We start from the raw sequence: 16,520 nt of genomic DNA on the forward strand, positions 1-16,520 counted from the left end.
GCGAAGAGGCCAGTACAGGTATCACAGGGTCTTGTTCGCCCCAGGCCCGATCATCCGCGCCAACCCTAGGTTCTTCAGCGCCAATTGCAGCGAGCTGTGGATAACCTGCGGGTTGTCATGGCTCATGGCTTCGGTCAGCAGCTCCTTGGCCTTGCTCATGTTGATCTGGCGCAGCATCCACTTCACCTTGGGCAGGTTGGTGGCGTTCATCGACAAACTGTCGAAGCCCATCGCCATCAACAGCACCGCTGCCGCCGGGTCACCGGCCATCTCGCCGCAAATGCTGACCGGCTTGCCCTCGCCATGGGCATCGCGCACCACCGTGTTCAAGGCTTGCAGCACGGCCGGGTGCAGGTAATCGTACAGGTCGGCGACCCGTGGGTTGTTGCGGTCGACCGCCAGCAGGTACTGGGTCAGGTCGTTGGAACCGACCGACAGGAAGTCCACCTGCCGCGCCAGCTCCTTGGTCTGGTACACCGCCGCAGGGATCTCGACCATCACGCCAACCGGCGGCATCGGCACATCGGTGCCTTCGTCACGCACCTCGCCCCACGCGCGGTGGATCAGGTGCAGTGCCTCTTCCAGCTCGTGAATGCCAGAAATCATCGGCAGCAGGATGCGCAGGTTATTCAAGCCTTCGCTGGCCTTGAGCATGGCGCGGGTCTGGACCAGGAAGATTTCCGGGTGGTCGAGGGTAACGCGAATGCCGCGCCAACCCAGGAAGGGGTTTTCTTCCTTGATCGGGAAGTACGACAGCGCCTTGTCCCCGCCGATATCCAGGGTACGCATGGTCACGGGCAGCGGGTGGAAGGCCGCCAGCTGTTCGCGGTAGATCGCCAGCTGCTCTTTCTCGCTGGGGAAGCGCTGGTTGATCATGAACGGCACTTCGGTGCGGTACAAGCCTACCCCTTCGGCGCCACGCTGCTGGGCACGGGCGACGTCGGCCAGCAGGCCGGTGTTGACCCACAGCGGCATGCGGTGGCCATCCGGGGTGATGCAGGGCAGCTCGCGCAGCGCATCCAGGCCTTGCGCCAGCTGGCGCTCCTCCTCGACCACTTCGCTGTACTGCTTGCGCAACACGTCGCTGGGGTTGGTGAACACCTCGCCCTTGTAGCCGTCGACGATCAGCTCGATGCCATCGACCTTGGAATACGGCAGGTCGACCAGGCCCATCACCGTCGGAATACCCATGGCGCGGGCCAGGATCGCGACGTGGGAGTTGCCCGAACCCAATACCGACACCAGGCCGACCAGCTTGCCCTCCGGCACTTCGCCCAGCATCGCTGGCGTCAGTTCTTCGCTGACCAGGATGGTATTGTCGGCGTAAACCAGCGATTGCGAGCGAGCCTCCTGCAGGTAGGCGAGCAGCCGGCGGCCAAGGTCCTTGACGTCCGAAGCGCGCTCACGCAAGTAGTCATCGTCCATCAGCTCGAAGCGGTTGACGTGCTCGCCGACCACTTGGCGCAAAGCGCCCTGGGCCCACTGGCCGGTCTTGATGACCTCGGTCACCTCGCCGCCCAGGGCGGCGTCTTCGAGCATCATCAGGTACACGTCGAACAACGCGCGCTCTTCGGGCCGCAGTTGGGTGGCCAGCTTGGCCGACAGCTTGCGCATGTCGGCGCGCACGCCTTCAAGGGCGTTCTGGAACAGTTTGAGTTCGGCGTCGATGTCTTCGACAGTCTTGTCCGGCACCACTTCGAGGTCGGCCGGCGGCAACATCACCACTGCGCGGCCAACGGCGGCGCCTGGCGAGCCCGGCACGCCGACGAAGCGAGCCTCCTGGATACCCTTGCCCTGGCGGCCCAGGCCACGGATCGAGCCGGTCGCCTCGGCATGCGCGATAACCCCGGCCAGCTGGGCACTCATGGTGACCAGGAAGGCTTCTTCGCCCTCATCGAACTGGCGGCGTTCCTTCTGCTGAATGACCAGCACCCCGACCACCCGACGGTGGTGAATGATCGGCGCACCCAGGAAGGAGGCGAATTTTTCTTCACCGGTTTCGGCGAAGTAGCGATAACGCGGGTGATCGGCGGCGTTTTCCAGGTTCAGCGGCTCTTCCCGGGTACCGACCAGGCCGACCAGGCCCTCGTTGGGGGCCATGCTGACCTTGCCGATCGAACGCTTGTTCAGGCCCTCGGTGGCCATCAGCACGAAGCGGTTGGTTTCCGGGTCAAGCAGGTAGACGGAGCAGACCTGGCTGCCCATGGCCTCCTTGACGCGCAAGACAATGATCCCCAACGCCGTCTTGAGATCTTTGGCGGAGTTCACTTCCTGGACGATCTTGCGCAGCGTATTGAGCATGGCTCGGGGTCGAACTCCGTCGTCAGTCGCGCGTCAGAAGACGCGGTGCTAGCTCTTTCAGGGCGCGACGGTAGACCTCGCGCTTGAATGTCACAACCTGGCCCAGCGGGTACCAATAGCTGACCCAGCGCCAGCCGTCGAACTCCGGCTTGCCCGTCAGGTCCATCCGCACCCTTTGTTCGTTGCTTACCAGACGCAGCAGGAACCACTTCTGCTTCTGGCCAATGCACAGCGGCTGGCTGTGCGTACGCACCAGACGCTGGGGTAAACGATAACGCAACCAGCCACGCGTGCAGGCAAGAATTTCCACATCGTCGCGTTCAAGGCCAACTTCTTCGTTCAGCTCGCGGTACAGGGCATCTTCCGGCGTCTCGTCAGGGTTGATGCCACCCTGGGGAAATTGCCAGGCATCCTGGTTGATCCGTCGAGCCCATAGCACCTGCCCGGCATCATTCGTGAGAATGATCCCGACATTGGGGCGAAAACCATCCGGGTCGATCACGGCAGCAACCTCGCAAACGCATGTCACCGCATTGTTCCACAAAGCCTGCGAGCGCAGCAACGCGCCCGCCAAGCTTATGTGCAGCGAGGTGAAAACTCCGTATTCTGCGGGCCTACCTTGTAGCTGATGCGAGTGAACGCGATGCGCCTGGCTTTATTCGACCTGGACAATACCCTCCTCGGTGGCGACAGCGACCATGCCTGGGGTGACTATCTGTGCGAGCGCGGCATCCTCGACCCGGTCGCCTACAAACAACGCAACGATGCCTTCTACCAGCACTACCTGAACGGCACCCTGGACTTGCAGGCCTACCTGGCCTTTTCCATGGAGATTCTGGCGGCAACGCCTATGGCCCAGCTCGACGCGTGGCACCGCGATTTCATGCGGGACTGCATCGAGCCGATCATCCTGCCTAAGGCCCTGGCGTTGCTGCAGCAGCACCGCGAGGCGGGCGACAAACTGGTGATCATCACCGCCACCAACCGTTTCGTGACCGCGCCAATCGCCCGCCGTTTGGGCGTGCGTACCCTGCTGGCGACCGAATGCGAGACCGAAGATGGCCGCTACACCGGGCGTAGTACCGATATAGCGTGTTTCCGTGAAGGGAAAGTGACGAGGTTGCAGCGCTGGATGCTGGAAAACGGCTACGACCTTGAAGACAGCTATTTCTACAGTGATTCGATGAATGACCTGCCGTTGCTGCAACAGGTGACGCATGCGGTGGCGGTGGACCCGGATCCGAACCTGCGGGCGGAAGCCGAGCAGCGTGGGTGGCCGGTGATTTCGCTGAGGGATTGAGTATTCCTGTTCCGGCCTCTTCGCGGGGCAAGCCCGCTCCCACAGGGCCACCACAAGCCTGAGGGATGTGATGATTCTGTGGGAGCGGGCTTGCCCCGCGAAGAGGCCGGCATGGACAGCACAAGGCCATCAGACTGGCTTGGCACCCATCAGGCCGGCAATGGACAGGAAGCAAACCCCGCTGAACACCGCCAACGCCAAGGTAAACCGCAGCCCCACCACCTGCGCCTTGCGCAGCCGGTTCAAGCGCACCAGCAGCCACCACACGGCAAACGCACCCAGCGTATAGATGACGCTGGACGCCAGCACCCAGGTCTGCCCCAGTGGCCAGCCGACCAGGTGCACCAGCCACCAGCCGGTGACCGGCATGCTCACCAGGCACACGCCCATGACCAACCAGACGAACACCAGCGGCCGGCGCAGCAATTTGCCGTAGGCCTCGGCATCGCCCAGCCGGCGGGCGCGAACTGTCCAGATCACCAAGCCCAGCGCGCCCAGAAGCAGCAGCGCAGTGGCGGTGATGTGCAAGGCCTTGAGCATCGTCAGGTGTTCCATGTCTTCATATCCATGCGCGATGAGCCAAGCTTAGTCGCTCAACCCAAAAACAACCGGTAAGCGGGGTTATCGGTCTCGTCCCAGTACGGGTAACCGATCTTGGCCAGCGCCGCTGGCACCAGGTGGCGTTCGTCTTCCGGTACCTGCAAGCCCGCCACCACGCGCCCGTCGGCAGCGCCGTGGTTGCGGTAGTGGAACATCGAGATATTCCAGCGCCCGCCCAGCTTGTTGAGGAAGTTGAACAACGCACCCGGCCGCTCGGGGAACTCGAAGCGCAGCACGATCTCATCACTGGCGCCGGCCGAATGGCCACCCACCATGTGACGAATGTGTAACTTGGCCAGTTCGTTGTCGGTCAGGTCGGTAACCGGGAAGCCCTGTTCGGTCAGTTGCTGCACCAACACCGCACGCGGGTCGTTCTCTGGGTGGGTCTGCACGCCGACGAAGATGTGCGCCTCGTCGGAGGTGTGCTTGCGGTAGTTGAATTCGGTGATCTGGCGCTTGCCGATCGCCTCGCAGAACGCCTTGAAGCTGCCCGGGCGCTCGGGGATGGTAACGGCGATGATGGCTTCGCGTTTTTCACCCAGCTCGGCACGCTCGGCCACATGGCGCAGGCGGTCGAAGTTGACGTTGGCGCCTGAATCGATGGCAACCAGGGTCTGACCGGTCACGCCATACAGCTCGACATACTTCTTGATGCCGGCAACCCCCAGCGCGCCAGCAGGTTCGGTGATCGAGCGGGTATCGTCGTAGATATCCTTGATGGCTGCACAGATCTCGTCAGTACTGACAGTGATTACCTCATCCACATGCAGGCGGCAGATGTCGAAGGTGTGCTGGCCAATCTGCGCCACCGCCACGCCGTCGGCGAACAGCCCGACCTGTGGCAACACCACGCGCTCCCCCGCGGCCATGGCGGCCTGCAGGCAGTTGGAGTCGTCCGGCTCGACGCCGATCACTTTGATTTCCGGGCGCAGGTACTTCACGTAGGCCGCGATGCCGGCGATCAGGCCGCCGCCGCCGACCGGCACGAAGATCGCGTCCAGCCGGCCCGGGTGCTGCCGCAGGATCTCCATGGCCACCGTGCCTTGCCCGGCGATGGTGTGCGGGTCGTCGTAGGGGTGGATATAGACGAAGCCCTTCTCATCGACCAGCTTGAGCGAGTAGGCCAGCGCCTCGGGGAAGGTGTCGCCGTGCAATACCACCTTGCCGCCCCGCGAACGCACGCCTTCGATCTTGATCTCCGGGGTGGTCTTGGGCATCACGATGGTTGCCTTGATACCCAGCTCACGCGCCGCCAGCGCCAGGCCCTGGGCATGGTTGCCGGCCGAGGCGGTGACCACGCCGCGCGCCAGCTCTTCTGGAGTCAGTTGCGCCAGCTTGTTGTACGCCCCGCGAATCTTGAACGAGAACACCGGCTGCAAATCTTCGCGCTTGAGCAAAATCTGGTTGCCGAGGCGTTTGCTCAGCTGCCCGGCGCTCTGCAGCGGCGTTTCGACGGCGACGTCATAGACGCGCGAGGTGAGGATCTTCTTGACGTACTGTTCGAGCATCGGGAAAGCATCACTGGCCGCGGGACAAGGGCTGCGAGTCTACCCCAGCGCTACGTCGGGCGACCACAGCAAAGCCGCGCAAGCCGCTATACTAAGCCCCTTTGAAACCCAGCCCCCTTTGAAACCCTCCCCGCCCCTCTCGGAGCCCGCATGACCCAGGACCAACTCAAACAGGCCGTCGCCCAGGCCGCTGTCGACTTCATTCTGCCCAAGCTGGATGAAAAGAGCGTCGTCGGCGTCGGTACCGGTTCGACCGCCAACTTCTTCATCGACGCCCTGGCTCAGCACAAGACCGCCTTCGACGGCGCAGTCGCCAGCTCCGAGGCCACCGCCCAGCGTCTGAAGGGTCATGGCATCCCGGTCTACGAGCTGAACAGCGTCAGCGAGCTGGAGTTCTATGTGGACGGCGCTGACGAGAGCGACGCGCACCTGAACCTGATCAAGGGCGGTGGCGCGGCCCTGACCCGCGAGAAGATCGTCGCGGCCGTGGCCAAGACCTTCATCTGCATCGCCGATGCCAGCAAGCTGGTACCGGTGCTGGGCGCCTTCCCGCTGCCCGTCGAAGTGATCCCGATGGCCCGCAGCCACGTGGCACGCCAGCTGGTCAAGCTGGGCGGTGACCCGGTGTACCGCGAGGGTGTGCTGACCGACAACGGTAACGTGATCCTGGACGTGTACAACCTGCAGATCACCAACCCGGTCGAGCTCGAGGCGCAGATCAATGCGATCGTCGGCGTGGTGACCAATGGCCTGTTCGCGGCACGCCCGGCGGACTTGCTGCTGCTCGGGACCGCTGAAGGTGTGAAAACCCTCAAGGCCGAGTAACCCAGGCCTATAAGCGTTGTTCTAGCCCTGCGCGATCCAGGTAGGAGCAGCCTTGTGCTGCGAAGAGGCCAGTGGCTACACAGTGAATCTCTGCTGCTGTTGCCGGCCTCTTCGCAGCACAAGGCTGCTCCTACCCGGATCGCGCAGGGCCGCATTTAATCTGCCGGCTGTTTGAACACATAAAACAGGTTCGGCTCACTGACCAGGTAAATGGTCCCTGCCTCATCCATCGCAATCCCTTCCGCCTGCGGCACCGTCGCCTTCAACCCCTGGTACCCCTTGCGCAGCGACAAGGTACTGAGCGGCTTGCCCTTCACATCCAGTTCCAGCACTAGCCGCGATTCATCCGACAGCGCCAACAAATGGCCGCTGCGCTCGTCGAACTGCAAACTCGACAGGTCCCGCACAAACAAACGCGAGTCACGCTTGCGGTCCTGCACCACATGCACGGCATAAGGCTGCTCGGGGTTGTCATGCGGGAAGCCATGCACCTCGTAGATCAGCATCGGGTCGCGCTCCTTGGCCACGAACAGGCGCTTGCCGGCCGAGTCGTACGCCAGCCCCTCGAACCCCTTGTTGCCGTTCAGGCCAATGCCCAGGGTCAACTGCTCGGCATCGCCAGCATCGAGGAACAGCGTGTCATCGTCCAGGCGCACGCGTATCAGCCGTTGCTGGCGCTCGTCGGTGATCACATAGCTGTTGGGGCCCACGTATTCCACTGCCTCCGGGTCGCCAAAGCCGGTCAGTGGCACGCGCCGCAGGATGCGCCCGTCCAGCGACAGCTCGATCAGCTCGGAACGTGCATTTGTCACGGTGAACAGGGTCTTGCGGTCTGGGTCGTAGGTCAGCGCGGAAATGTCATCGTCCAGCCCCTCGACAGGCTGCGCCTCGACCACCACCCGATAACGGTCCAGGCCAATGCCCTGCTCGGCTGGCTGCCACCACGTCTTGAGGTTGAACCAGCCGCGCTCGAACAGGCGAAACTCCTGCCCGGCCCAGCCGAGCAAGAGGAGGCCAATCAAGGCCGGAATCAGTGACAGGCGAAGATAGCGACGCATTTGGGGGCAGACTCGACGTAAGGGTGGCGAATCTAACCATGAACAACTGAATCAAAGCTTAATGCCAGCATCCGACAAATCTGATGTTGCTGTCAGTTTTTCTTGAAACGATAGAAAAGCGCCGGCTCGCTGACCATGTACAGGTTGCCCTGGTCATCCATGGCCACGCCTTCGGCACGTGGGATGGTGCGCTCAAGGCCATTGAAACCGCCCAGCAAGGTCATGAAGCTGACTTGCTGGCCCTGCTCATCCAGCTCCAACAGCATGTTGGAGTCCGCCGACAATGCCAACAGGTGCCCGGTGCGCGGGTCGACGCCGAGGGCCGACAGGTTGCGCAGGTCGAGCTCATCATTGGGCAGCAACTGCTTGTCGCCCTTCAGCGGGCTACGGCCATCGGTGCTCCAGGTGTACAGCTTGGGCGGGCGCTCTTCGCCGATCACCAGGCGTTGACGCATCGGGTCCCAGGCCACGGCCTCGAAGCCCTTGTTGCTCTTCACCGACTTGCCCAGGTCGTAGCTCGGGAAGTCGTCATGGTTAAGCAACGTGGTGTGCGCATCCACCTTGACCACAGTCAGGTCGTGCAGCCGTTCGTCGACGATCGCCAGGTGCCCGTCCTCCATCACCGCCAGCCCTTCCGGGTTGTTCCAGCCCTTTAATGGAATCTGGCGCAGCACGTTACCGTCCAGGCTGAGCTCGACCAGGAACGGGTTCTTGCCCATGACGGCGAACAAGGTGCGGGTTTGCGGGTTGAAGGCCACGTCCGAGGCTTCGTCATCGTCCATGCCGGGCAGCGGTTTGGCGTCGATATCGGCCTGATAGGCCGGCAGCCAGACGCTCTCGCTTTGCTCGGCGGTGCTTTCAAAGCTTTCCTTCACCCACAGTGCCCCGCGGTCATCCCAGTGCATGGCCACGGATACGCCATAGCCGATCACCGCTGCAACTGCCAGGCCGAACGGCCAGCGCAGGTAAAAGCGACGCTTGGGAGTTGCCGGGGCGCTGGAGCGAGATGGCATATGTGGATCCTGGGAAAATGGGCGTAGGTCCGCGCATTATCCAGATAAGGTGTGAAAAATCGGTAAATAGTGCCGGCCTCTTCGCGGGCAAGCCCGCTCCCACAGGCATTTCACAATGTTCAAGTCTTGTGCAGACCCTGTGGGAGGGTTTACCTCAGAGCACCCGGCTTTCGAAGCGGCTCACACCCGGCAACTCAATCACCAGCTCATCACCCACATTGAACGGCCCTACGCCCGCAGGGGTACCGGTCAAGATCACATCCCCCGCCTGCAACGAGAAATGCGCCGCCATGTACTGGATCATCGGCACGATCGGGTTGAGCATCAACGCGCTGTTGCCGTCCTGCACCACTTGGCCGTTGAGGGTCAGGCGCACCTGGATGTCGGTCACATCCTCGAAACTGGCCGCCGAAACGAACGGCGGCAGCACGCAGGCGCCGTCAAAGCTCTTGCACAGCTCCCAAGGCAGGCCCTTTTCCTTGAGCTTGGCCTGCACGTCGCGCAGGGTCAGGTCGAGCGCCGGGGCGTAACCGGAGATGGCGTCCAGCACCTCTTCTTCGGTTGGCTTGGTGGACAACGGCTTGCCCAGCAGCACAGCAATCTCGGCCTCGTAATGCACAACGCCACGGTCGGTCGGGATCTTGAAACCACCTTCCAGCGGCACCACGCAACTGCCCGGCTTGATGAACAGCAACGGCTCGCTGGGGATCGGGTTGTCCAGTTCCTTGGCATGCTCGGCATAGTTACGGCCGATGCACACCACCTTGCCCAATGGGAAGTGGATGCGCGTGCCGTCTACGTACTGGTGCTGGTAACTCATGGCCGACTCCTCTGCATACTGCTTATTATTCAGGAGCGAAGATCTTACCCGGATTCATGATGCCGTTAGGGTCGAAGACGGCCTTTATTGCCTTCATGCAGGCGATTTCTTCGGCCGAGCGGCTGTAGCCGAGGTAGTCACGCTTGGTCATGCCCACGCCATGCTCGGCCGAGATCGAGCCGTTGTAGCGCTGGACGATTTCGAACACCCACTTGTTGACCTTGGCGCAGGAGGCAAAGAAGTCATCTTTGCTCATGGTGTCGGGCTTGAGAATGTTCAGGTGCAGGTTGCCATCGCCGATATGGCCGTACCAGACCACCTCGTAGTCCGGGTAATGCTCGCCGACGATGGCATCGATGTCGCGCAAAAACGCCGGCACCTTGGAGACGGTGACAGAAATGTCGTTTTTGTACGGGGTCCAGTGGGAGATGGTTTCGGACAGGTACTCACGCAGCTTCCACAGGTTTTTCAGCTGGGTTTCGCTCTGGCTCATCACCCCGTCCAGCACCCAGCCCTGCTCGACACAGTGCTCGAAGGTGGCCAAGGCGTCGTTGGCGACCTCTTCGGTGCTGGCTTCAAACTCCAGCAGGGCATAGAACGGGCAATCGGTCTCGAAAGGCGCCGGCACATCGCCACGGCCCATGATCTTGGCCAGGCCCTTGTCGGAAAAGAACTCGAAGGCCGTCAGGTCGAGCTTGGCCTGGAAGGCATGCAGCACCGGCATGATCGAGTCGAAATCCGGCGTGCCCAGCACCATCGCGGTGAGGTTGCGCGGGGCGCGGTCCAAGCGCATGGTCGCTTCGACCACAAAGCCCAGCGTGCCCTCGGCACCAATGAACAGCTGGCGCAGATCGTAGCCGGTGGCGTTCTTGATCAGGTCTTTGTTCAGCTCCAGCAGCTCGCCCTTACCGGTAACCACTTTCAGCCCGGCAACCCAGTTGCGGGTCATGCCGTAGCGAATCACCTTGATGCCGCCGGCGTTGGTGCCGATGTTGCCGCCAATCTGGCTGGAGCCGCTGGAGGCGAAGTCCACCGGGTAATACAGGCCTTGCTCCTCGGCGTACGCCTGCAATTGCCGGGTAATCACCCCCGGCTGGCACACCACCGTACGGTCGAACGCGTTGAAATCGAGAATCTGGTTCATGTAGTCGAACGCGACCACAACCTCGCCATTGGCCGCCACGGCACCGCCCGACAGCCCGGTACGCCCACCGGACGGCACCAGCGCGACCTGATGGCGGTTGGCCCAGGCAACGATGGCCTGCACCTGCGCGATGCTCTTGGGGAACACGATGGCCGTGGGCGCTGGCGGGTAATGCTTGGTCCAGTCCTTGCCGTAGGCTTCGAGGGAAACGGCGTCAGTCAGGACCTTGCCAGGGTCGACAAGGGTCATCAGTTCATCAATAACAGCGGGGTGGGTCATCGCTGGAACTCTCGACTTATTCATAGTCACCCTGAGCACTCTTCACCTGTCGGGATAAGCTCAGATTGTGTCGCGTATGCTAGCATAGCCCTCCCGCTGTTCATGCTAAGGCCGACGCCGCGCCTAGCATCACCCCTCGCCATTTTTTCTCCGGGATACAGGTTTACGCAGATGAGCAAGACTTCTCTCGACAAGAGCAAGATCCGGTTCCTTCTTCTTGAAGGTGTGCACCAGAACGCGGTCGATACCCTCAAGGCTGCCGGCTACACCAACATCGAATACCTCACTGGTTCGTTGCCGGAAGCCGAGCTGAAGGAAAAGATCGCCGATGCCCACTTCATCGGCATCCGCTCGCGCACGCAACTGACTGAAGAGATCTTCGACTGCGCGAAGAAGCTGGTTGCGGTCGGCTGCTTCTGCATCGGTACCAACCAGGTCGACCTGGAAGCGGCCCGCGAGCGCGGTATCGCCGTGTTCAACGCCCCGTACTCGAACACCCGTTCGGTCGCCGAACTGGTGCTGGCCGAGGCCATCCTGCTGCTGCGCGGCATCCCCGAGAAGAACGCTTCGTGCCACCGTGGTGGCTGGATCAAGAGCGCGGCCAACTCCTTCGAGATCCGTGGCAAGAAGCTGGGCATCGTCGGCTACGGCTCGATCGGCACCCAACTGTCGGTCCTGGCTGAAAACCTAGGCATGCAGGTGTACTTCTTCGACCCGCTGACCAAGCTGCCGTTGGGCAACGCTGTCCAGGTCGCCAGCCTGCACGAGCTGCTGGGCTTGGCCGACATCGTCTCGCTGCATGTGCCTGAGCTGCCATCCACCCAGTGGATGATCGGCGAGAAGGAAATCCGCGCGATGAAGAAGGGCTCGATCCTGATCAACGCCGCCCGCGGTACCGTGGTCGAGCTGGATCACCTGGCTGCCGCGATCAAGGACAAGCACCTGATCGGCGCCGCCATCGACGTGTTCCCGGTCGAGCCGCGCTCCAACGACGAAGAGTTCGAAAGCCCGCTGCGCGGCCTGGACAACGTCATCCTGACCCCGCACATCGGTGGTTCCACCGCCGAGGCCCAGGCCAACATCGGCCTGGAAGTTGCCGAGAAGCTGGTCAAGTACAGCGACAACGGTACCTCGGTGTCTTCGGTCAACTTCCCGGAAGTTGCCCTGCCGGCGCACCCAGGCAAACACCGCCTGCTGCACATCCACGAAAACATCCCTGGCGTGCTCAGCGAGATCAACAAAGTCTTCGCCGAGAACGGCATCAACATCTCCGGTCAGTTCCTGCAGACCAACGAGAAAGTGGGTTACGTGGTGATCGACGTTGACGCCGAGTACTCGGACTTGGCGCAAGAGAAACTGCAGCACGTGAAGGGCACTATCCGCTCCCGCGTTCTGTTCTAAGTTTCAGGGCGGCATGAAAAAGGGAGGCCCTGGTGGCCTCCCTTTTTCGTGGGTGCTTACTTCACCTCGACGGTGATCTTTTTCGATTCGACGCTCGGTTTGAACGGCACGTGGTACTTGTCGCCCAATACCAACTGCAAGGTGTGCTTGCCTGGGGTCAGGGTAATGGTCGCCTCGGTTTGTGCCTTGCCGAAGTGCAGCACTTGCGGGCCGGCCGGCAGCGGCGCGTTGTTCTCAGGCATCAGGCTGGTTGGCAGGGGCATGTCAGCCACCGGCTCTTTGTCGACGTCCACCAGCAGGTGGTGATGCCCGCTATGCGGGGTCTGATCACCCGCAGGCTTGAGCTCCATGCCCTCGATGCCGAACTTGACGGTGAAGGTCTTGTCGACCGTTGCGCCATCGGCGGGGGAAACGATGACGACCTTGGCATCCTTGGGCGGCTCCTGGCTCTTCAGGGCATCCGCGGCACTGGCGAACACCGAGGCCCCCATCAGCAGACCGGCTACGGCAGCACGCGAAAATAGGCTGTTCATTCACTTCTCCTGTGATTCACTTAAAGACCACTGCCGTTAAAACGTGCGACAGCGGTAGTTCACCATAGCCCACAAAGAGAAATATTTCAGTTAGGGTTAAACCTCGCCAAGGCTTCAAGGTCATAGGCTGCGCTCGACCACGACGAGGAAGAAAGCCGTGGCGAATGAAATTCATCTGCCGAATAAAAAAGGGGCATTCATGCGTTCGACCCTAGGCGTACTGCTTGCAGTACTGATCAGTCCATTGGCCCAAGCCGAGCTGATAGACGAAATCAACGACCGCGGCGAACTGCGCATTGCCGTGCAGTCCGATACACCGCCCTATGTATTCAAGGAAAACGATCACCTCACGGGTTTCGAGATCGAGTTCGGGCAAATCCTGGCCAAGGAACTGGACCTGCGGGCTGAATTCATTGAAACGCCAGCTGAAGAAGTGCTGCCGGGCGTGGAGAGTGGCAAGTACGACATCACTTTGAATGAACAGAACACCAGTGATCAGTTGGACGTGAGCCAGCCTTATGGTGAGAAGAAACAGGTCATTCCGTTCCAGAAAGACAACCCGGCGTTCGAGAGCGCGGTGAACAACGCCCTGCAACGGATCAAGGACGATGGGCGCCTGGCAGAGCTGGAGCAGAAGTGGTTCAAGGGTACCCAGGAGACGGCTGCAGGCCAGTAGATGTTTATTGCCTGCCCCGGCCTCTTCGCGGGGCAAGCCCGCTCCCACAGGTTTTTCACCGGTCTTGAGAACTGTGCAGTACCTGTGGGAGCGGGCTTGCCCGCGAAGAGGCCGGGGCAGGATTAAGTTGAAAGCCCAGCCAGCGCTTGTTGTGCTTCATCCAGCTCAAGCTCGCTGAACACCAGCACCCCTTCCCGGCGCAGCAGCGACGTGGTCACGCCCTCTCCCGGCACCTTCACCCCGCTGAAGGTGCCATCGTAGGTCAGGCGATTACCACACGAAGGGCTGCCAGACTTGAGCACCGCGACGCGAATCCCGTGCCGGCGCACCAGCGCCAACGCCAGCTGAGCACCGGCCAGAAACGCATCGCTGACGTCTTCACCCGTCACCGTCAGCACCTGTGCCTGGCCATCGAGCACCGCGCTGCCCTGCCCGCCTGGGATCTCCGCAGGCGGTCGCGGTGTAGGCAAGCCACCGGCCACTTCCGGGCACAAGGGCACTACCCGCCCTGCCGCCTGCCAGGCTTGCAACACACCCGGGTGGCCACTGGCACGGCCGTCATAGCGCACCGGCTGCCCCAGCAGGCATGCGCTGACCAGCACCTTGGGCAACTCAGAACAGGTCATTGCCACGGCGCCGGAACCAGCCAGTCAACGACAGGCGCTCACGCCCGGCCGGCAATACCTCATGGGGCACATCGCCCGACAGGAACACCACCAGGCATCCGGCCACGGGCTGCACATCGTGCTCGACACCCTGCGCCAGGAACATGCGCAGCTGGCCGCCATCCTGTGGCTGCCAGTCTTCGTTCAAATAGAGCACTGCCGAAACCATGCGCCGGTCATCGTCACGAAAGCGGTCCAGATGGCGGCGATAGAACGCGCCCGGCGGGTACAGGGCAAAATGGCATTCGAAATCTTCAAGGCCCAGGAACAGCCCCTGGTTGATGGCCAGGCGCAGCTGGTCCATGGCCGCCAGGTACTGGTCGCAGGCAGCGGCCTGGCCGGGGTCGATCCACTGGATCTGATCACCGCGGATCGCCTCGCGGATCTCCTGTGAAGCCCCGCGCCCAACCCCTGCCGGGTTGAGCTCGCCTTCGGCGTCACGGCGCCGGCACTCGGCCGCCAGCGCGCGCACCAGGTCGCCAGGCAAAAAGAGCGCCTGCTGGGACCAGCCATGGGTGGCCAGATCGTCAACGACGGCCGCAAGCATCGGGTGTTCAGGGGAGATGTGCATGGCGCGCATCATATCCATTAGCCTTGCACTCGCACAGCGCCACTTGGCCGAGAAGCGCGCTGATATCTCGACAAACCGACGCCGGGCCAAGGACAATGGCAGCCTGCCGACAGGAGTCCTGAATGCGCCGTCTGTTTTCCCTGATTCTGCTGATGATCTGCACCATGCCTGTCTGGGCAGACAGCCTGGATCAACTGTACAAGGCCGCCGGCTGGCCCGACCAGCGCGCCCACTTCAACGATGCCCTGAGTGCCGCCCAGGAACGCTATCGCAACAGCCTGCCGCCTGCCGTCTACCAAGCGCTGGTCAACAACAGCAATCAGCGCTTCCAGGCCCAGGCCGTGGACCGTCGTGCCCAGGCGAAACTGCGCGCAACCCTGAGCAACCCTGCGCCAGCGCTGGCCTTCTTCCAGTCGCCGCTGGGCCGCAAGGTGGTGGCTGCCGAACTGCAGGCCACGCGCAAGGACCAGTTGGCCAAAAACGCCAAAGGCCTGCCGAAGGTCCAGGCCAGTGACGACCGCCTGTTGCTTATCGGCCACTTGGCCCAAGCGCTGCCCGCCCGCGAGGCCGGTGCCGAGGTCAGCCTGGCGATTGCCGGCGTCGCCGCCGACAGCCTCAGTTCGATGATCCCCGGTCTGTTCGGCGGCGGCCAGGCCCAGAGCTTGCTCGATGGCCAGCGCCAACGCCTGATGGGCCAGATCGGTGAGGACCTCAACAATACGCTGCTGTACGTGTACCGCGACTTGTCCGACGCCGAGCTGGAACAATTCGCCAACTTCGCCGAATCACCTGAGGGCAAGGCGTATTACCAGGCGGCACTGGCTGCCGTGCGCGCCGGCCTGGCGGTCGGCCAGAGTGCTGCCGACCTCAAGTGATCAGCCCAGGCGCTGGTCGATGAAGGTGAAGTAGCGCTGGCGAATGCCGGGCAGTTCATTGGCCAAGTGGTGCCGCGCCTCGGGCAGCATGAGTATTTGCGGCTCAGTGAACTTGGCCTTGAGCACCTCGAGGTTGTAGGGCCAGTCCACCGTGCCGTCCGCCTCACCCTGCACGATCAGGGGCCGCCGCGTGCTGCGTGGCGCGGCTTCTATGCGCTTGACCCAGGCGATCAGTGCGCCAACCCAGGCCGTGGGTAAACGACGCGGTTGCAGGGGGTCGGCCTCCAGAAACGCTAGGAAGGCCGGGTCGTTGGTGTTTTCGCTGAAGCGCCGTTCGATGCCGTTGACGAAATGGCGCAGCACGCAATAGCTGAGCTTCGACCAACGCCACGAGCTGGGCCGCACCAGCGGTGCGAGCAGGATCACCTGCCCATCGGCCGGGCTTTGCTCGCCCCGGTGCAACAGGTGGTCGACCACGATGGCGCCGCCCGTGCTTTGCCCGCACAAATGCCAAGGCCGCGGCAGGCCCAGCCTGCGCGCTTGCTCGAAGAGTGCATCGAGCACCTGCTGATACAGCGAAAAGTCGCTGATGCTGGCCCGCTCACCGCTGGAAAGGCCATGGCCGGGCAGGTCACAGCTGATCACTGCATAACCCTGGCCCAGTGCCCACTCGATCACATGCCGGTAAAGGCCCATGTGGTCGTAATAGCCATGCAGCAGGAACACCGTGGCCACCGGCTGCGGCGGCAGCCAGACTTGCCCGACCAACTCGAACCCGGCCGCTTGAAAACCACCCAGCCAACTGTGCACGGGCAGGTCCAGGCCATAAAAATGCTGGTAATCGCGCCCCTGTGCCGACAACGGCTGGCGATCGGTCAAGGGCGCGAGGCTGGCACGCAGAAGGTCGGGGAGCAAAGCGGCGGGCATCGGGTACATCCAGAGCGAAGCGAG

Annotated in this window: 17 protein-coding genes; 5 read left to right on the forward strand and 12 right to left on the reverse strand. The window is 62.4% G+C overall.

What is annotated here, in order from left to right; genetic code table 11:
• Positions 1-21: 21 nt before the first annotated feature.
• Together ptsP and ACMCNM_RS26560 are read right to left on the reverse strand one after the other, a co-directional pair.
• Positions 22-2,301, reverse strand: a complete 2,280-nt coding sequence (gene ptsP, locus ACMCNM_RS26555) for a phosphoenolpyruvate--protein phosphotransferase (protein ID WP_412765713.1) — start codon at positions 2,299-2,301, stop codon at positions 22-24.
• Positions 2,302-2,323: 22 nt separating this feature from the next.
• Positions 2,324-2,803, reverse strand: a complete 480-nt coding sequence (locus tag ACMCNM_RS26560; RefSeq protein ID WP_003249017.1) for an RNA pyrophosphohydrolase — start codon at positions 2,801-2,803, stop codon at positions 2,324-2,326.
• 141 nt (positions 2,804-2,944) lie between these two features.
• Here ACMCNM_RS26560 and ACMCNM_RS26565 point away from each other — a divergent pair, with 141 nt between their 5' ends.
• A complete protein-coding gene (locus ACMCNM_RS26565; protein WP_027592292.1) occupies positions 2,945-3,601 on the forward strand; it encodes an HAD family hydrolase in 657 nt (218 codons plus the stop codon).
• A 129-nt stretch (positions 3,602-3,730) separates the two neighbouring features.
• On the opposite strand, the gene ACMCNM_RS26570 is transcribed toward ACMCNM_RS26565, so the two are convergent.
• Positions 3,731-4,156: a DUF2269 family protein gene (locus ACMCNM_RS26570; protein ID WP_099430717.1), complete on the reverse strand. Its 426-nt coding sequence runs from the start codon at positions 4,154-4,156 to the stop codon at positions 3,731-3,733.
• Positions 4,157-4,194: 38 nt separating this feature from the next.
• Entirely contained in the window at positions 4,195-5,709 is a 1,515-nt protein-coding gene (gene ilvA / locus ACMCNM_RS26575; RefSeq protein WP_027592290.1) for a threonine ammonia-lyase, biosynthetic, read from the reverse strand.
• A 150-nt stretch (positions 5,710-5,859) separates the two neighbouring features.
• On the opposite strand from ilvA, the gene rpiA reads away from it, so the two are divergent.
• Complete coding sequence (gene rpiA / locus ACMCNM_RS26580; protein WP_027592289.1) at positions 5,860-6,534, forward strand: ribose-5-phosphate isomerase RpiA; 675 nt, start codon at positions 5,860-5,862, stop codon at positions 6,532-6,534.
• Positions 6,535-6,689: 155 nt separating this feature from the next.
• Here the strand turns inward: rpiA and ACMCNM_RS26585 are convergent, their stop codons facing one another.
• From ACMCNM_RS26585 to ACMCNM_RS26600, 4 genes are all read right to left on the reverse strand, one after another.
• On the reverse strand, positions 6,690-7,592 hold the full coding sequence (locus tag ACMCNM_RS26585) for an SdiA-regulated domain-containing protein (RefSeq protein ID WP_099455652.1): 903 nt from the start codon (positions 7,590-7,592) through the stop codon (positions 6,690-6,692).
• A 92-nt stretch (positions 7,593-7,684) separates the two neighbouring features.
• Positions 7,685-8,605, reverse strand: a complete 921-nt coding sequence (locus ACMCNM_RS26590) for an SdiA-regulated domain-containing protein (RefSeq protein ID WP_412765714.1) — start codon at positions 8,603-8,605, stop codon at positions 7,685-7,687.
• Positions 8,606-8,759: 154 nt separating this feature from the next.
• The gene (locus ACMCNM_RS26595; protein WP_412765715.1) at positions 8,760-9,425 is read right to left on the reverse strand and encodes a fumarylacetoacetate hydrolase family protein; all 666 of its coding nucleotides are present in this window, start codon (positions 9,423-9,425) and stop codon (positions 8,760-8,762) included.
• Positions 9,426-9,450: 25 nt separating this feature from the next.
• The gene (locus ACMCNM_RS26600; protein WP_412765716.1) at positions 9,451-10,848 is read right to left on the reverse strand and encodes an FAD-binding oxidoreductase; all 1,398 of its coding nucleotides are present in this window, start codon (positions 10,846-10,848) and stop codon (positions 9,451-9,453) included.
• A 171-nt stretch (positions 10,849-11,019) separates the two neighbouring features.
• On the opposite strand from ACMCNM_RS26600, the gene serA reads away from it, so the two are divergent.
• Complete coding sequence (gene serA / locus ACMCNM_RS26605; RefSeq protein WP_027592284.1) at positions 11,020-12,249, forward strand: phosphoglycerate dehydrogenase; 1,230 nt, start codon at positions 11,020-11,022, stop codon at positions 12,247-12,249.
• 56 nt (positions 12,250-12,305) lie between these two features.
• Here the strand turns inward: serA and ACMCNM_RS26610 are convergent, their stop codons facing one another.
• Positions 12,306-12,782 (reverse strand): DUF4399 domain-containing protein, encoded by a 477-nt coding sequence (locus ACMCNM_RS26610; RefSeq protein ID WP_099455655.1) that lies wholly within the window; start codon positions 12,780-12,782, stop codon positions 12,306-12,308.
• Between the two features lie 199 nt (positions 12,783-12,981).
• On the opposite strand from ACMCNM_RS26610, the gene ACMCNM_RS26615 reads away from it, so the two are divergent.
• A complete protein-coding gene (locus ACMCNM_RS26615; protein ID WP_186682872.1) occupies positions 12,982-13,458 on the forward strand; it encodes a transporter substrate-binding domain-containing protein in 477 nt (158 codons plus the stop codon).
• Positions 13,459-13,580: 122 nt separating this feature from the next.
• Here ACMCNM_RS26615 and ACMCNM_RS26620 read toward each other — a convergent pair whose 3' ends face one another.
• Both ACMCNM_RS26620 and ACMCNM_RS26625 read right to left on the reverse strand, forming a co-directional pair.
• Positions 13,581-14,084 (reverse strand): DUF523 domain-containing protein, encoded by a 504-nt coding sequence (locus tag ACMCNM_RS26620; protein WP_412765717.1) that lies wholly within the window; start codon positions 14,082-14,084, stop codon positions 13,581-13,583.
• Complete coding sequence (locus tag ACMCNM_RS26625; RefSeq protein ID WP_027592280.1) at positions 14,071-14,703, reverse strand: 2OG-Fe(II) oxygenase; 633 nt, start codon at positions 14,701-14,703, stop codon at positions 14,071-14,073. The genes ACMCNM_RS26620 and ACMCNM_RS26625 overlap by 14 nt, the downstream gene beginning before the upstream one ends.
• A 113-nt stretch (positions 14,704-14,816) precedes the next feature.
• Here ACMCNM_RS26625 and ACMCNM_RS26630 point away from each other — a divergent pair, with 113 nt between their 5' ends.
• Positions 14,817-15,569 carry a DUF2059 domain-containing protein gene (locus ACMCNM_RS26630; protein WP_027592279.1) on the forward strand — a complete coding sequence of 251 codons (753 nt, stop codon included), beginning with the start codon at positions 14,817-14,819 and terminating at the stop codon, positions 15,567-15,569.
• Here the strand turns inward: ACMCNM_RS26630 and ACMCNM_RS26635 are convergent, their stop codons facing one another.
• Positions 15,570-16,496, reverse strand: coding sequence for an alpha/beta hydrolase (locus tag ACMCNM_RS26635; RefSeq protein ID WP_412765718.1), 927 nt, complete (start codon positions 16,494-16,496; stop codon positions 15,570-15,572).
• Between the last annotated feature and the right edge of the window lie 24 nt (positions 16,497-16,520).

It is taken from the genome of Pseudomonas sp. NGC7, from assembly GCF_047159675.1.
GTDB lineage: Bacteria > Pseudomonadota > Gammaproteobacteria > Pseudomonadales > Pseudomonadaceae > Aquipseudomonas > Aquipseudomonas kermanshahensis.

Excerpts from the sequence above, each read along its gene's own strand:
- ptsP (WP_412765713.1), bottom strand. The coding sequence starts at position 2,301 with ATGCTCAATACGCTGCGCAAGATCGTCCAGGAAGTGAACTCCGCCAAA.
- ACMCNM_RS26565 (WP_027592292.1), top strand. The coding sequence starts at position 2,945 with ATGCGCCTGGCTTTATTCGACCTGGACAATACCCTCCTCGGTGGCGAC.
- ACMCNM_RS26570 (WP_099430717.1), bottom strand. The coding sequence starts at position 4,156 with ATGGAACACCTGACGATGCTCAAGGCCTTGCACATCACCGCCACTGCG.
- ilvA (WP_027592290.1), bottom strand. The coding sequence starts at position 5,709 with ATGCTCGAACAGTACGTCAAGAAGATCCTCACCTCGCGCGTCTATGAC.
- rpiA (WP_027592289.1), top strand. The coding sequence starts at position 5,860 with ATGACCCAGGACCAACTCAAACAGGCCGTCGCCCAGGCCGCTGTCGAC.
- ACMCNM_RS26585 (WP_099455652.1), bottom strand. The coding sequence starts at position 7,592 with ATGCGTCGCTATCTTCGCCTGTCACTGATTCCGGCCTTGATTGGCCTC.
- ACMCNM_RS26590 (WP_412765714.1), bottom strand. The coding sequence starts at position 8,605 with ATGCCATCTCGCTCCAGCGCCCCGGCAACTCCCAAGCGTCGCTTTTAC.
- ACMCNM_RS26595 (WP_412765715.1), bottom strand. The coding sequence starts at position 9,425 with ATGAGTTACCAGCACCAGTACGTAGACGGCACGCGCATCCACTTCCCA.
- ACMCNM_RS26600 (WP_412765716.1), bottom strand. The coding sequence starts at position 10,848 with ATGACCCACCCCGCTGTTATTGATGAACTGATGACCCTTGTCGACCCT.
- serA (WP_027592284.1), top strand. The coding sequence starts at position 11,020 with ATGAGCAAGACTTCTCTCGACAAGAGCAAGATCCGGTTCCTTCTTCTT.
- ACMCNM_RS26610 (WP_099455655.1), bottom strand. The coding sequence starts at position 12,782 with ATGAACAGCCTATTTTCGCGTGCTGCCGTAGCCGGTCTGCTGATGGGG.
- ACMCNM_RS26615 (WP_186682872.1), top strand. The coding sequence starts at position 12,982 with ATGCGTTCGACCCTAGGCGTACTGCTTGCAGTACTGATCAGTCCATTG.
- ACMCNM_RS26620 (WP_412765717.1), bottom strand. The coding sequence starts at position 14,084 with ATGACCTGTTCTGAGTTGCCCAAGGTGCTGGTCAGCGCATGCCTGCTG.
- ACMCNM_RS26625 (WP_027592280.1), bottom strand. The coding sequence starts at position 14,703 with ATGCGCGCCATGCACATCTCCCCTGAACACCCGATGCTTGCGGCCGTC.
- ACMCNM_RS26630 (WP_027592279.1), top strand. The coding sequence starts at position 14,817 with ATGCGCCGTCTGTTTTCCCTGATTCTGCTGATGATCTGCACCATGCCT.
- ACMCNM_RS26635 (WP_412765718.1), bottom strand. The coding sequence starts at position 16,496 with ATGCCCGCCGCTTTGCTCCCCGACCTTCTGCGTGCCAGCCTCGCGCCC.